Here is a 14,943-nt window from a genome sequence, read left to right as displayed (position 1 = left end):
CCCACCCTAACCCTCCCCCGCTGGGCGGGGGAGGGAATTGGAGCTTTGTCGGCGTTCGGCGGCAGTCCCTCCCCCGCCCAGCGGGGGAGGTTAGGTGGCGGCAACCGCCAGCCGACTCCTCCCCGCATCAGGGAGCCAGACCCATGAAGACCATCAAAGGCCCCGCGATCTTCCTCGCCCAGTTCGCGGGCGACGCCGCCCCGTTCAACTCGCTGGACGGCATCGCCCGCTGGGCTGCCGGCCTGGGCTTCAAGGGCGTGCAGATCCCGAGCTGGGACCGCCGCCTGTTCGACCTGCAAAAAGCCGCGACCAGCCGAACCTATTGCGACGAGGTCAAGGGTACGCTGGCCGATGCCGGCGTCGAACTGACCGAGCTGTCGACCCATCTGCAAGGCCAGCTCGTCGCCGTCCATCCCGCCTACGACGCCCTCTATGACGGCTTCGCCCCGGCGGAGGTCCACGGTCGCCCCGACGCCCGGCAGGCCTGGGCGGTGGAACAGCTGCACCTCGCCGCCAAGGCGTCGGCCAATCTCGGCCTGACCGCCCACGCCACCTTTTCCGGCGCGCTGGCCTGGCCCTATCTCTACCCCTGGCCGCAGCGCCCGCCCGGCCTGATCGAAACCGCCTTCGACGAGCTGGCGAAGCGCTGGCGTCCGATCCTCGACGCCTTCGACGAGGCCGGCTGCGACCTCTGCTACGAGATCCACCCCGGCGAGGACTTGTTCGACGGCACGACCTTCCAGATGTTCCTCGACCGGGTCGGCGGGCATGAGCGCTGCAACATCCTGTTCGACCCCAGCCATTTCGTGCTCCAGCAACTGGACTATCTCGGATACATCGACGTGCTCCGCGACCGCATCCGCATGTTTCACGTCAAGGATGCCGAGTTCAACCCGACCCCCTGGCAGGGCGTCTATTCCGGCTATGCGCCGTGGAAGGACCGGGCCGGGCGCTTCCGCTCGCTGGGCGACGGGCAGGTCGATTTCCGCGGCATCTTCTCCAAGCTGACCCAATACGGCTTCGACGGCTGGGCGGTGCTGGAATGGGAATGCTGCATCAAGCATCCGGAACAGGGGGCCGCCGAGGGCGCCCGCTTCATCCAGGACCACATCATCCGCGTCACCGACCGCGCCTTCGACGATTTCGCCGATGCCGGAACCGACGAGGCGGCCAACCGCCGGATTCTCGGTCTGGGGAAAGGGGCATCATGAGCGTGGATCGAGCACCCGTGTCGTCGAGACGCTTGAGGCTGGGCATGGTCGGCGGCGGCCAGGGTGCCTTCATCGGCGCGGTCCACCGCATCGCCGCCCGCATCGACGACCGTTACGAACTGGTCGCCGGCGCCCTGTCCTCCGACCCGGAACGGGCGCGGTCCAGCGGAGCGGAGCTATACCTGGCGCCCGACCGCCGCTACGACGATTTCCATCAGATGGCGGCGGCGGAAGCGGCACGCCCCGACGGCATCGACGCGGTCGCCATCGTCACGCCCAACCATCTGCATCATCCCGCCGCCAAGGCCTTCCTGGAGGCCGGCATCCACGTCATCTGCGACAAGCCGCTGGTCCATACGGTGGAGGAGGCGGAGGAGCTGGCAGCCCTGGTGCGCGACCGCGACCTCGTCTTCGTGCTGACCCACAATTACAGCGGCTATCCGATGATCCGGCAGGCCCGCGCCATGGTGGCGTCGGGCATGCTCGGCCGGATCAGGGTGGTACAGGCTGAATATGCCCAGGACTGGCTGGCGACCGACCTGGAGGCCAACGGCAATAAGCAGGCGTCCTGGCGCACCGACCCGGCGCAGAGCGGCATCGCCGGCTGCATCGGCGACATCGGCACCCACGCCTTCCATCTGGCGGAGTTCGTCACCGGCCTCACCTGCACGGCGCTCGCCGCCGACCTGAGCGCCTTCGTGCCCGGCCGGCGCCTGGACGACAACGCTCACATCATGATGCGGTTCGACGGCGGCGCCCGCGGCATGCTGTGGGCGAGCCAAGTCTCTCCCGGCACCACCAACGGCCTGCGCCTGCGCGTCTTCGGCGAGGCCGGCGGCCTGGAATGGCAGCAGGAGCAGCCCAACGAACTGCGCTTCACTCCGTTGGGCGAGCCGACCCGCACCCTGTTGCGTGCCGGTGCCGGGAGCCTGCCGGCGGCGAGCGCGATTTCGCGCACTCCCGCCGGCCATCCGGAAGGCTATCTGGAAGGCTTCGCCCAGATCTACCGCGACGCCGCCGACCGCATCGCCGCCCGCCTGGACGGCCGCCCGGCTCCGGCCGACGTGCCCCTGCCCACGGTGGAGGATGGCGTACGCGGCGTGCGCTTCATCCATGGCGCGGTGGAGTCCAGCCGCCGCGATGCCGCGTGGGTGTCTTTGGCGGGATAGTTCCCCGACCTTCACCGACCCGTAACCCACCAGAATCCCCCTCTCCCCCCCGGGGAGAGGGTCGGGGTGAGGGGGATGCATCTCTTGGCTTTGCAAGGTGTGCGAGGCGCCGCTCATCCCCCTGATCCTCGCAATGCGCCCCCCTCACCCTGACCCTCTCCCCGGGGGGGAGAGGGGATAATGCGCAGAACCGGCAAAAGCGGTTCCGAAGAGGCAATCCCCCTCTTCGCCCATTCCCTAATATCCGTTCATCAAGACAGCCGACGCCGCCCTGCCGGCCCGGCCCCGAATGGACTTCGCATGACCACCCAGGATTTCCAGCCGTCCCGCCGCACGGTCCTCTCCGGCAGCGCCGCCCTCGCCGTTGCGGGGAGCAGCGTGCTGACAGCGGTCGCCGGCCCCGCCGCCGCTGCGGCCGAAAAGACGGCCGTCCGCCAAGACCAGACCAAAGGATTCAAACCCATGCTCCAGGGCAGCTACGTCACCACCAAGGACGGCGTCCAGATCTACGTCAAGCAATGGGGTCCGCAGACCGGCCAGCCGGTGGTCTTCAGCCATGGCTGGCCGCTGACCGGCGACGCCTTCGAAGACCAGATGATGTTCCTGGCCCAGCACGGCTACCGCACCATCGCCCATGACCGCCGCGGCCACGGCCGGTCGTCGCAGCCGGGCTTCGGCAACGACCTCGACCATTACGCCGATGATCTGGCCGCGGTGACCGAAGCGCTGGGGCTGAAGAACGCCGTCCATGTCGGCCATTCCACCGGCGGCGGCGAAGTGGCCCGCTACATCGGCCGCCACGGCGTGTCGCGCGTCGCCAAGGCGGCGCTGATCGGCGCCATCCCGCCGATCATGGTGAAGACCGACTGGAACCCGGACGGCGTGCCGATGGAGGTGTTCGACGGCATCCGTGCCGGCGTGAAGGCCGACCGCTCGCAGTTCTTCCGGGATCTGACGACGCCCTTCTACGGCTACAACCGGCCGGGGGCCAAGGTTTCGCAGGGCGTCATCGACAGCTTCTGGATGCAGGGCATGATGGGCAGCCTGCTGGCCGAGTACGAGTGCGTCAAGGCCTTCTCCGAGACCGACCAGCGCGAAGACCTGAAGAAGATGATCGTCCCGACGCTGGTCATGCATGGCGACGACGACCAGATCGTCCCGATCGCCACCTCGGCCAAGGCTGCCGTCGCGCTTCTGCCGAAGGGCACGCTAAAGGTGGTCGCCGGTGCGCCGCACGGCATGTGCACCACGCACAAGGACATCGTGAACGAGGAACTGCTGGCCTTCATCCGGAGCTGAGCCGATGACCTACCTGTCCCGTCTCGACCTGCATGAATCGGTGCGCAAAGAAGCGGCGGCGCTGCTCCAGGCCCGCCTGTCCGACGCGCTCGACCTCGAAGCCCAGACCAAGCAGGCGCACTGGAACGTCAAGGGGCCGCACTTCCTGCAGCTCCATGAACTGTTCGACCGCATCCATGACGAGGTCGAAGGCTTCGTCGACCTGATCGCCGAGCGCATCACCGCCCTGGGCCATGTCGCCGACGGCCGGGTGCAGACCACCGCCGCCCGCAGCGCGCTGTACGAGTATCCGCTTCAGGCGGTGGACGGCGTGGCGCACTTGAAGGCGCTGGCCGGTGCGCTGGCCCAGTTCGGCGCCCGCGCCCGCGCCGATATCGAGACCGCCACCGGGGTGGGCGATGCCGACACCGCCGACCTGTTCACCCAGGTCTCGCGCGAGTGCGACAAGCAGCTGTGGATGCTCGAAGCCCATCTGGTGACCGGCGAAGCCGCCGGCTGACCCTCATCTCTACTGTCATGATTAAGGCAACAGTCATGTTCAATTACACATGATTGTTCCAATCACCTCCACTGTGACAAAGTCCCTGTCAGACGGCGCCGACGACGCACCGACGGCAGGCGACGACCTCTTTGAAACCCGCACCAAACAGGAAAAATCATGACCTTTCCGGCCAAGTCGCTGATCAACGCCGACGACACCGTCTTCATCTTCGTCGACCATCAGCCGCAGATGTCTTTCGGCGTCGTCAACATCGACCGCCAGCAGCTGAAGAACAACACCATCGCCCTGGCCAAGACCGCCCGTCTGTTCGGCGCCTCGACCATTGTGACCGCGGTGGAGACCGAGAGCTTCTCGGGCTACATCTGGCCGGAGCTGATGGATGTCCTGAAGCAGGACCCGATCGAGCGCACCTCGATGAACAGCTGGGACTCCGAGGAGCTGGTGGCCGCCGTCAAGGCGACCGGCAAGAAGAAGCTGGTCATCGCGGCATTGTGGACGGAAGCCTGCCTGCTGTACCCGACGCTGTGCGCCATCGAGGAAGGCTTCGAGGTCTACATCGTCACCGACTGCTCGGGTGGCACCTCGCAGGAGGCCCACGACGCCGCGGTCCGCCGCATGGAGCAGGCCGGCGCCCATTCGATCACCGCGGTCAACGTCCTGCTGGAAATCCAGCGCGACTGGGCCAAGCGCGAGACCTATGACGGCGTGATGAACATCGTGCGCGAGCATTTCGGCGCCTACGGCATGGGCGTCGATTACGCTTACACCATGCTGCACAAGGCCCCGCAGCGCGGCGAGTTCCCGCACAAGGTGGTCGGCGGCATCAAGCACGGCTGATCCGACATGCCCCGGTGCCCGGCTCCGCCTGGGCACCGGTCCCAATTTACAGACCGGGAGTCCGGACCCATGATGCCCTATCTCCTTTCGGCCGGCGCCGGCATCCTGGTCGGCGTCATCTATGCGCTGATCGGCGTCCGCTCGCCCGCACCGCCGACCATTGCCCTGATCGGACTGCTCGGCATGCTGGTCGGCGAACAGGTGGTGCCGGTCGTCAAGCGGCTGATCGCCGGTGAACCGGTCGTCGCCTTCATCCAGACCGACTGCGCCCGCCATGTGCTGGGGCCGCATGTGGGAGCGGAGGCGCCGCCGGCCGTCAAGGCCGCTGCCGAGACTGCCGGCAAGACTGCCGCCAAGACCGCCGAGGGAGACAAGGCGTGACGCCTCCCACGCCTCCCAAGCCCACGCCTCCCATGATCGACCGCCGGAAAGCGATGGCGGGAAGTGCCGCCGCATCCCTGCTAGCATCGCCGCTGCTGTCCACCCTCGCGTCCAGACCCGGGAATGCCGCCATGCCGAACACTGCCGCCTCAGGCGATCTGATCCTCGTCAACGCCAAGGTCACCACGCTCGACCGCGCCAACCCGCAGGCCGGCGCCATCGCGATCCGCGACGGCCGCTTCCTCGCCGTCGGCACCGAGGCCGAGGTGCGGGCCGCCGCCCCCCAGGCCACGGTGATCGACGCCAAGGGCCGCCGGGTGATCCCCGGGCTGATCGACAGCCACATGCACATCATCCGCGGCGGCCTGAACTACAACATGGAGCTGCGCTGGGACGGCGTGCCGAGCCTCGCCGACGCCATGGCGATGCTGAAGCAGCAGGCGGCCATCACCCCGGCGCCGCAATGGGTCCGCGTCGTCGGCGGCTTCACCGAGCACCAATTCGCCGAAAAGCGCCTGCCGACCATCGAGGAGCTGAACGCCGCCGCCCCCGACACGCCGGTCTTCATCCTGCACCTCTACGACCGCGCCCTGCTGAACGCCGCGGCCCTGCGCGCCGTCGGCTACACCAAGGATACGCCGAACCCGCCGGGCGGCGAGATCGTGCACGATGCCGCCGGCAACCCGACCGGCCTGCTGCTGGCCCAGCCCAACGCGACGATCCTCTATTCGACGCTGGCCAAGGGGCCGAAGCTGCCGCCCGAGTACCAGCTGAACTCCACCCGCCACTTCATGCGCGAGATGAACCGGCTGGGCGTGACCGGGGTGATCGACGCCGGCGGCGGCTACCAGAACTATCCCGACGACTACGCCATCGTCGAGAAGCTGCATGCCGACGGCGAGCTGACCCTGCGCATCAGCTACAACCTGTTCACCCAGAAGCCGAAGGAGGAGCTGGCCGACTTCGCCGGCTGGGCGTCGAAGGTGAAGCCCGGCGACGGCGACGACAGCTACCGCCACAACGGCGCCGGCGAGATGCTGGTCTATTCCGCCGCCGATTTCGAGGATTTCCGCGTCGCCCGTCCCGACATGCCGCCCAGCATGGAAGGCGACCTGGAGCCGGTGGTCCGCCTGCTGGCCGAGAATCGCTGGCCCTGGCGCCTGCACGCCACCTATGACCAGACCATCAGCCGGGCGCTCGACGTCTTCGAGAAGGTCAACCGCGACGTCCCCTTCGACGGGCTGCACTGGTTCTTCGACCATGCCGAGACGATCAGCGACCGCAACATCGACCGCATCGCGGCGCTCGGCGGCGGCATCGCCGTGCAGCACCGGATGGCCTACCAGGGTGAATATTTCGTCGAGCGCTACGGCGCCAAGGCGGCGGAACAGACCCCGCCGATCGCCAAGATGATGGCGGCCGGCCTGCCGGTCGGCGGCGGCACCGATGCGACCCGCGTCGCCAGCTACAACCCGTGGGTCTCGCTGTCCTGGCTGGTGACCGGCCGGACGGTGGGCGGCCTCAGCCTCTATCCGCGGGCCAATTTGCTGGACCGCGAGACGGCGCTGCGGCTGTGGACGGAGGCCAACACCTGGTTCTCCAACGAGCAGGGCAAGAAGGGCCAGATCAAGGCCGGCCAGCTCGCCGACCTCGCCGTGCTGTCCGACGACTTCTTCTCGGTGCCGGAGGACCGCATCGTCCACCTGACCTCCGTCCTGACCATGCTCGGCGGCGCGGTGGTGCATGGCGAGGGCGATTACGGCCCGCTGGCGCCGCAGCTGCCCAAGCCGATGCCGGACTGGTCGCCGGTGCGGACCTTCGGCGGCTACTACAAGTCGGCCGACGCCGCTGCGAACAACCAGCGTCAGGCGCTGGCCTCGGCCTGCGGCTGCGCCACCGGCTGCGGCGTCCATGGCCACGACCATGCCGCCGCCTATGCCGCCGACGTCCCGGCCGCCGACGTGCAGTCCTTCTGGGGTGCGCTGGGCTGCGGCTGCTGGGCGGTGTAACCGCCTCTCACATTGGGAAAAATCCCCTCTCCCCCCCGGGGAGAGGGTTAGGGTGAGGGGGGCGCGCGGCGGCCCCCTATCGAGAATCCAACATGTGCATCCCCCTCACCCTCCCCACGCCTGCGGCGCGGGTCCCCTCCCTCTCCCCGGGGGAGAGAGGGCGACCATCGAGTCCCCTCACTTTCCCAAAACCGGAACACCCCCCGTCATGACCTTCCGCAACCTCGAACGTCCGGCAGAAAACATCCTCGACCGCATCCTCGACTGGGATGGCACGTGGCTGCTGGCCCGGCTGGCGCTGGTCGGCGCCTATCTGCTGGGCGGGGTGGTGAAGCTCACCGACTGGCCCGGCGCCGTCGCCGAACAGGCGCATTTCGGCCTCGCCCCGCCGGCCCTCTGGGCGGCGCTGACCATCCTGGTCGAACTGGGCGGCCCGCTGCTGATCCTGCTGGACCGGGCGCTATGGCTCGGCGCCGGCGCGCTCGGCGTCTTCACCGTGCTGGCCGCCCTGATCGCCAATGATTTCTGGACGATGGCCGGGCCGGAGCGCTTCATGGCGACCAACGCCTTCTTCGAGCATATCGGGCTGGTCGGCGGCTTCGCACTCGCCGCGATCATATCGCGGATGCGGCGCCGCCTCGGCTCCAACGCGTAAGCGAAGGGAACGTCATGGCCCCGCCCGCCTCCGCCGTCCCGGCGCCGTTGCCCTGGCTGCTGATGCTGCTGTCGGTGACGACCGGGCTGGTCGACGCCACCAGCGTGCTGGGGCTGGACAAGGTGTTCACCGCCAACATGACCGGCAACATCGTGTTCCTCGGTTTCGCCGCCGCGGGCACGCAGGGCTTCGACGTCGCCCCCTATCTGACGGCGATCTGCGCCTTCCTGATCGGAGCGCTGGTCGCCGGGCGCACCGGGAAGGCCCATGCCGGACGGCCGCTGCGGCGCTGGCTGCTGAGTGCCGCCCTGATCGAGGCCGGACTGCTGTGGGCCGCCGCCGGTCTGGCTTGGCTGCGCCAGGACGGGGAGGTCTCGCCGACGAGCTTCTACGGCATCATCCTGCTGACCGCGCTGGCCATGGGCTTCCGCAACGCGACGATCCGCCAGCTGAAGGTGCCGGACCTGACCACCACGGTTCTGACCCTGACGCTGACCGGATTGGCGGCGGATTCCCGATTGGCCGGCGGGGCCGATACCAATTGGGTGCGCCGCATCGGCAGCGTCGTCGCGATCTTCGTCGGCGCCGCCATCGGTGCCATCCTGGTCAAGAACAGCGGGCTGGCGGCGCCGCTGCTGCTGGCCGGCGCGCTGGGGCTGGTCGGCACCGCCGCCAGCGCGCTGCACCCGGACGTGGCGACGCCGACGGCCGCCTGACCCCCTTCCCTTCCATCTTTCAAACAGAACAGCGGGCCAACAGCATGTCGCCTTCCGGTCAGTTCGAACTCGTCCTTGGCCTGATGGCGGCGATCATCGTTCTGGAGCTGGCGGCGAAACGCCTGCGAATGCCGCCCTCGGCGGTGCTGGTGCTGGGCGGCATCGCGCTCGCTTTGATCCCCGGCCTGCCGGAGATCACGCCCGATCCCGACCTGACCCTGCTGCTGTTCCTGCCGCCGCTGCTGTTCGCCAGCGCCTATTTCACGGTGTGGAGCGACTTCCGCGCCAATCTGCGCATCATCCTCCAGCTTGCGGTGGGCGCCGTCGCCTTCACCACGCTGGCGGTCGGGGTGGCCGCCCATCTGGTGATGCCGTCGCTGCCCTGGGCGGCCTGCTTCACGCTCGGCGCCATCCTGTCGCCGCCCGACGCGGTGGCGGCGAAGGCGGCGCTGAAGGGCCTGCCGCTGCCGCCCCGCATCGTCACCCTGCTGGAAGGCGAGAGCCTGGTGAACGACGCCACCGGGCTGGTGCTGTTTCGCATCGCCATCGCCGCCGGAATGACCGGGACTTTCAATGCCGGCCATGCCTCGCTGGAATTCCTGTGGCTCGCCATCGGCGGGGTAGTGGCCGGGGTGGTGTTCGGCCACATCGCGGCCTTGGCTCTGGGCCGCCTGCGCGACGTGCCGCTCAGCATCGTCGGCGGCTTCCTCGCCGCCTGGGGCAGCTATCTGGGCGGCGAGGCGCTGGAGGTGTCGGGCGTGCTCGCCACCGTCGGCTGCGGGCTGGTGATGGGCCGGCGCCAGCACGATCTGTTCAGCGCCCAGCTCCGCACCCATGCCAACGCGGTGTGGGCGGTCGCAGTCTTCCTGATGGAGTCGATGGTCTTCATCATCATCGGCCTGTCGCTGCGCGGCGTGCTGGGCCGGCTGGAAGCGGCCGGCGGCGGCCTGACCGACCTGTTGCCGATGATCGTCGCCGTCACCTTGGCGATGGTGCTGTCGCGCTTCGCCTGGCTCTTCCCCTCGACCTACCTGCCCCGCTTCCTGTTTCCCGCCCTGCGGCGGCGCGACCCTTACCCCTCGGCGGCGGTGCCGACGATCATGGGCTGGGCGGCGATCCGCGGCGTGGTCAGCCTCGCCGTCGCCCTGTCGGTTCCGGCGGAGTTCCCCGGGCGCGACATCATTCTGGCGACGACCTGGGCGGTAATCCTGGTGTCGATCCTGGTGCAGGCGACGACGCTGGCCCCGCTGATCCGCATGATGCGGCTCGGCGGCTTCACGCTGGAACGGCAGCCGACCCTGTCGGAATCCGAGGCGCGCATCCGCATGGCCCGCGCCGCGCTGGAGGCGGTGCGCAAGCGGTCCGGCAGTGCCGACGGCCAGCAGCGCCATCCCCGCCTGCTCGAACAATACGGCCACCGCGCCACCATGGCCGAGCGCTTCCACGAGAGCGAAGGCATGCTGAGCGAGGACCGGCGCGAGCATTTCGCCGCCGTCCTGGCCGCCAACCGCGCCGCCCGCACCGAGATCCTGGGGCTGCACCGCGGCGGCCGCATCCACGACACGGTGCTCCACCGCCTGGAAGCCGAACTGGACCTGGAGGAACTGAGCGCCGAGCAGGCGCTGGCCGAGGGTGAGGGCGTGGGATAAAGCGCCTCTCTCTTTCGGAAAGATCCCCTCTCCCCCCCGGGGAGAGGGTTAGGGTGAGGGGGGCGCACCGCATGGATCTACAAGCATCGCACACTCCCCGCTCCCCATAGAATCCACGCTGCGCATCCCCCTCACCCCGACCCTCTCCCCGGGGGGGAGAGGGAGGACTTTCGCTGCGCGCAGGATCATGCCGAACAGGTCGCGCGGCTCGTCCGGGTCGGCCAGCATGTCCAGATTTTCGAAGAAGCCGGTCCCCGCCACCTTGTCGCGGACATAGCGCAGGGCGGAGAAGTCCTCCGTCGCGAAGCCGACCGAATCGAACAGCGTGATCTGCCGCGCATCGCGCCGGCCGACCGCCTGCCCGGTCATCACCGTCCACAGCTCCGTCACCGGATGGTCGGGGGCGAGCTGCTGGATCTCGCCCTCGATCCGCGTCTGCGGCGGATATTCGACGAAGATGTCCGAGCGCAGCAGGATGTCGCGGTGCAGTTCCGTCTTACCGGGGCAGTCGCCGCCGACCGCGTTGATGTGCACGCCGGCCCCGACCATGTTGTCGGTCAGGATGGTGGCATACTGCTTGTCGGCCGTGACGGTGGTGATGATCTGCGCGCCCTCCACCGCCTCTTCGGTCGAGGTGCAGGCGGTGATCTCGAAGCCCTGGCCCTGCAGGTTGCGCACGCATTTCTGCGTCGCCGCCGGATCGATGTCGTAGAGCCGCAGCGTGTCGATGCCCAGCAGCGCCTTGAAGGCGAGCGCCTGGAATTCCGCCTGGGCCCCGTTGCCGATGATCGCCATGCAAGAGGCATCCTTCGGCGCCAGATGCTTCGCCGCGACGGCCGAGGTGGCGGCGGTGCGCAGCGCCGTCAGGATGGTCATCTCCGTCATCAGCACCGGATAGCCGTTGCCGACATCGGCCAGCACGCCGAAGGCGGTGACGGTCTGCCGCCCCTCCCGCGTGTTCTTCGGATGGCCGTTGACATACTTGAAGCCATAGGTGCGGCCGTCGCTGGTCGGCATCAGCTCGATCACGCCCTCCGCGCTGTGGGAGGCCACCCGCGGCGTCTTGTCGAAGCTTTCCCAGCGGCGGAAATCCTCCTCCACATAGGCCGACAGCTCGGTCAGGAAGCGCTCCACGCCGATGTGCAGCACCAGCTTCATCATGTGGTCGACGCTGACGAAGGGAACGAGGTTCAGGTTCGGGATCATGGTCAAACGCTCCGGTCGGTCAGAAGCTGCGGGTCGGGTGGTCGAGAACGCGGCGCCCCATCAGGCTCGCCAGCAGTTCCACCATCAGGGTCGCGGTCCGGCCGCGCTCGTCCAGGAAGGGGTTCAGCTCCACCAGGTCGACGCTGCTGACCAGGCCGGTGTCGTGCAGCATCTCCATGACCAGATGCGCCTCGCGGAAGGTGGCGCCGCCGGGGACCGTGGTGCCGACGCCGGGGGCGATGCCGGGATCGAGGAAATCGACGTCCAGGCTGACATGCAGCAAGCCATCCGCCTCGACCACCCGTTCCAGGAACGGGCGCAGCAGGGCGACGATGCCATGCTCGTCGATCTTGCGCATGTCGTGCACGGTGATGCCGGAATTCTCAAGCGCCCGCCGTTCGGCCGGATCGACGCTGCGGATCCCCATCATGCAGACATTGTGCGGATCGAGCCGTGCCGGCGGCGGCGGGAAATAGCCGTCGAAGCCGGCGCGGCCGGTGGCGTAGGCCATCGGCACGCCATGCAGGTTGCCGCTTTCCGTCGTCTCCAGCGTGTGGAAATCCGGATGCGCATCCAGCCACAGCACGAACAGCGGCCGCCGCATCTCGGCGGCGCGCTGCGCCAGACCGGTCAGGGTGCCGGCGGCAAGGCTGTGGTCGCCGCCCAGGAAGATCGGCATGGCGTCCTCCCCGGCGCTCGCCTCATAGGCCGCCTTGGACAGCGCGGCGGTCCAGCCCGCCACTTCGGACAGGAATTTCAGCGCGGCGTTGCCATGGGCCATCGGATGCTGCGGCACCGGCGCCACATTGCCGAGGTCGGACACGCTGTGGCCGAGGTCCGCCAGCGCCCGCGCGATGCCGGCGGTGCGGTAGGCGCTGGGCCCCATCTCGCAGCCGAGCCGCCCCGCCCCGTCCTGCACCGGCGCACCGACCAGCCGGCACTGCTTCGTCCTGGTTTTCTGCTGGGACATCGTTCGGTCTCTTGCCTGTTCCTCTCACCAGCAAACCACAGGCACCCGGCGGAACGGACAGGGCAATTTGACAAATGTCTTCAATCGGCCTACCAAACTGAGCAGCCAAGCTTGCCGAAATGGCGGAGGGCCGCGACGATGATGCTCGACCAGCTCGACGGGAAGCTGATCACCCTGCTGCGCCATGACGGCCGCCGCAGCATCTCCGACCTCGCCATCGAACTGGGCGTGTCGCGGGCGACGGTGCGCTCGCGGATGGAGCGGCTGGAAAGCTCGGGCATCATCACCGGCTACACGGTGATTTTGCGCGCCGACACGGTGGAGGCGCCGGTGCGCGGCATCATGCTGATCGAGGTGGAGGGACAGGCCGCCGACCGGGTCGTGCGAACGCTCAGCGGCTTCCCCGAGATCCTGGAGATCCACAGCACCAACGGTCGCTGGGACCTGATCGTCGAGCTGTCGGCCGGCAGCCTGCCGGAATTCGACGGGGTTCTGCGCCGCATCCGGCTGATCCCCGGCATCACCACCAGCGAGACCAACCTGCTGCTGAACACCCCGCGCAGCACCCGCGCCCGGCTGTAGGCCGTCCCGCGATAGAAGGGGGGTGCGCCACGAAAGCGCAGGGCTCCCCGCCTTCGCGACGATGACGGACAATGGACGCCTGTGCCAAAGTCCGGCGCTCCGCGACCGGCACGAATCGCAAGAGCCGGACCCGAGCGGACGAACGAACACGGGACACCAACCAATGAAGAAGATCCTTTTGGCCCTGGTGCTGGGCGCCCTGGCGGCCGGCAGCGCCGTTCCGGCGATGGCGAAGGACGCGAAGAAGATCCGCATCGCCTCGGAAGGCGCCTTCGCGCCGTGGAACGGCATGGATTCGTCGGGCAAGCTGGTCGGCTTCGAAATCGACCTCGCCTGGGACCTGTGCAAGCGCATCGACGCCGACTGCGAGCTGGTGGCGATGGACTGGGACGGCATGATCCCGTCGCTGCAACAGGGCAAGATCGACGCCATCATGGCCGGCATGACCATCACCGACGAACGCAGGAAGGTCATCGCCTTCGCCGGCCCCTACGGTACCGAGCAATCGACCTTCGCCGCCCTGAAATCCTCCAAACTGGCCGGCGCCGGCATCGGTGCCGACCATGTCGACCTCGCCGACGAGGCGGCGGCCAAGCCGGCCGTCGCCAAGCTGGCGGATTTGCTGAAGGGCAGGACGGTGGGCGTCCAGACCTCGACCATCCAGGTCGATTTCCTGGAGAAGTACCTGCCGGACGTGACGGTGCGCAGCTACGACAAGATCGACAATGCCGCCATCGATCTGGCTGCCGGCCGTGTCGACGCGATCTTCGGCGACCGGTCGCCGATCGAGGCGCTCATGCGCGCTGCGGGCAACGGCGGCATGGCCCTGTTCGGCCCGGCGATGACGCGCGGCGTGCTGGGCGAGGGCATGGGCGTCGGTCTGCGCAAGGCGGATGCCGACCTGAAGGGCCGGCTGGACAAGGCCATCACCGAGGCCAACAAGGACGGCACCATCGCGACGCTGAGCCAGAAGCATTTCGGCTACGACGTTTCGGTGCGTTGACGCCGCCGGGCTTCAGCCGCTGCCGGGGACGGCCATCGCTCTGGCGCCGCCGTCCTTGCCGCCGGGTCTCACCTTCGGCGGCGCCAGCGCGCTTTCCCCCACGAGACGCAATTTTATGGCGCAATTCCTGCAATGAAAAGCCGCCACGGCGGGAGCCGTCGGCATTCATTGGGGGAGCAGGATGTCCGATCAAAATCTGTCCACGCGCTACGCGCTCGCCGATTTGCGGCCGATCGACATGTCGAAGGTCAAAGCGATCAAGCTCTCCGAGGCACCGGAGGAGATGTTTCAGGACTTCGTGAAATCGACCGAGACCATGCTGCGGAACAGCCACTTGAAGATGCCGGACACGGCCGGCAGCCCGGCTTTCCAGGATTATGCGCGGGTCATGGTCAACGGCAGGGAGGTCGCGCGGTTGCAGAACAACGGCATGGTGGAGACGTCCAACAGCCTTGCCGCCAAGCTGGACGGGGTTATCTCCAACGAATGGCAACATGGCGGCTCCGGTCCGGATCTGGCGAAGAGCCGCGCCGAGACCATCGCCCGCCTGCTCGGCGGTTCGGTGGCGATGGCGAAAACAGCGATCACGCAGGCGCGCTACGACTCCTTGCCGTCGCTGACGCCGACGGTGGATCACGACGCGATGCGGCAGGATCCCCTGTATCAGACCCTTCAGGACACCAAGAAGGCCCGCCTCTTGTTCCTGACCCAGCAGATGGCGTGATCGTGCCGACCGGACAATTTTGCCGGGATG

The 14,943-nt window shown here is 68.2% G+C and carries 14 protein-coding genes and 1 pseudogene; 13 read left to right on the top strand and 2 right to left on the bottom strand.

Translation table 11 applies throughout. The features are described 5' to 3' along the window. Positions 1–143: 143 nt before the first annotated feature. The 10 genes from JHL17_RS14405 (at position 144) to JHL17_RS14360 (ending at position 10,428) form a co-directional block, all read left to right on the top strand. On the top strand, positions 144–1,211 hold the full coding sequence (locus JHL17_RS14405; RefSeq protein ID WP_200194166.1) for a sugar phosphate isomerase/epimerase family protein: 1,068 nt from the start codon (positions 144–146) through the stop codon (positions 1,209–1,211). A gap of 17 nt (positions 1,212–1,228) precedes the next feature. Further along, positions 1,229–2,380 (top strand): Gfo/Idh/MocA family protein, encoded by a 1,152-nt coding sequence (locus JHL17_RS14400; protein WP_425599610.1) that lies wholly within the window; start codon positions 1,229–1,231, stop codon positions 2,378–2,380. A 300-nt stretch (positions 2,381–2,680) separates the two neighbouring features. Next, complete coding sequence (locus tag JHL17_RS14395; protein WP_200194164.1) at positions 2,681–3,679, top strand: alpha/beta fold hydrolase; 999 nt, start codon at positions 2,681–2,683, stop codon at positions 3,677–3,679. A gap of 4 nt (positions 3,680–3,683) precedes the next feature. Further along, on the top strand, positions 3,684–4,178 hold the full coding sequence (dps, locus tag JHL17_RS14390; RefSeq protein ID WP_200194163.1) for a DNA starvation/stationary phase protection protein Dps: 495 nt from the start codon (positions 3,684–3,686) through the stop codon (positions 4,176–4,178). Between the two features lie 159 nt (positions 4,179–4,337). Then, a complete protein-coding gene (locus JHL17_RS14385; protein ID WP_200194161.1) occupies positions 4,338–5,018 on the top strand; it encodes a hydrolase in 681 nt (226 codons plus the stop codon). 69 nt (positions 5,019–5,087) lie between these two features. Further along, positions 5,088–5,399 (top strand): XapX domain-containing protein, encoded by a 312-nt coding sequence (locus tag JHL17_RS14380; RefSeq protein WP_247893536.1) that lies wholly within the window; start codon positions 5,088–5,090, stop codon positions 5,397–5,399. 131 nt (positions 5,400–5,530) lie between these two features. Further along, positions 5,531–7,408, top strand: a complete 1,878-nt coding sequence (locus JHL17_RS14375) for an amidohydrolase (protein WP_200194160.1) — start codon at positions 5,531–5,533, stop codon at positions 7,406–7,408. A gap of 208 nt (positions 7,409–7,616) precedes the next feature. Next, positions 7,617–8,063: a DoxX family protein gene (locus JHL17_RS14370; RefSeq protein WP_200194159.1), complete on the top strand. Its 447-nt coding sequence runs from the start codon at positions 7,617–7,619 to the stop codon at positions 8,061–8,063. A gap of 14 nt (positions 8,064–8,077) precedes the next feature. Then, complete coding sequence (locus tag JHL17_RS14365) at positions 8,078–8,779, top strand: YoaK family protein (protein ID WP_200194158.1); 702 nt, start codon at positions 8,078–8,080, stop codon at positions 8,777–8,779. Positions 8,780–8,823: 44 nt separating this feature from the next. Continuing rightward, the gene (locus JHL17_RS14360) at positions 8,824–10,428 is read left to right on the top strand and encodes a Na+/H+ antiporter (RefSeq protein ID WP_200194157.1); all 1,605 of its coding nucleotides are present in this window, start codon (positions 8,824–8,826) and stop codon (positions 10,426–10,428) included. Positions 10,429–10,590: 162 nt separating this feature from the next. Here JHL17_RS14360 and JHL17_RS14355 read toward each other — a convergent pair. Both JHL17_RS14355 and rocF read right to left on the bottom strand, forming a co-directional pair. Continuing rightward, a pseudogene (locus tag JHL17_RS14355) lies at positions 10,591–11,634 on the bottom strand (ornithine cyclodeaminase); the annotation flags it as partial. A gap of 19 nt (positions 11,635–11,653) precedes the next feature. Further along, the gene (gene rocF, locus JHL17_RS14350; RefSeq protein ID WP_200194156.1) at positions 11,654–12,604 is read right to left on the bottom strand and encodes an arginase; all 951 of its coding nucleotides are present in this window, start codon (positions 12,602–12,604) and stop codon (positions 11,654–11,656) included. 138 nt (positions 12,605–12,742) lie between these two features. Between rocF and JHL17_RS14345 the strand changes: the two genes are divergently transcribed. The 3 genes from JHL17_RS14345 to JHL17_RS14335 all read left to right on the top strand — a co-directional run bounded on the left by JHL17_RS14345 (position 12,743) and on the right by JHL17_RS14335 (position 14,913). After that, positions 12,743–13,186 carry an Lrp/AsnC family transcriptional regulator gene (locus JHL17_RS14345; protein ID WP_200194155.1) on the top strand — a complete coding sequence of 148 codons (444 nt, stop codon included), beginning with the start codon at positions 12,743–12,745 and terminating at the stop codon, positions 13,184–13,186. Positions 13,187–13,349: 163 nt separating this feature from the next. Next, on the top strand, positions 13,350–14,189 hold the full coding sequence (locus tag JHL17_RS14340; RefSeq protein WP_200194154.1) for a transporter substrate-binding domain-containing protein: 840 nt from the start codon (positions 13,350–13,352) through the stop codon (positions 14,187–14,189). Between the two features lie 181 nt (positions 14,190–14,370). After that, positions 14,371–14,913: a hypothetical protein gene (locus JHL17_RS14335; RefSeq protein ID WP_200194153.1), complete on the top strand. Its 543-nt coding sequence runs from the start codon at positions 14,371–14,373 to the stop codon at positions 14,911–14,913. Positions 14,914–14,943 lie beyond the last annotated feature (30 nt).

This window comes from Azospirillum endophyticum, assembly GCF_016595245.1.
Lineage (GTDB): Bacteria > Pseudomonadota > Alphaproteobacteria > Azospirillales > Azospirillaceae > Azospirillum > Azospirillum endophyticum.
This window is presented reverse-complemented; position numbering and strand designations above follow the sequence as displayed.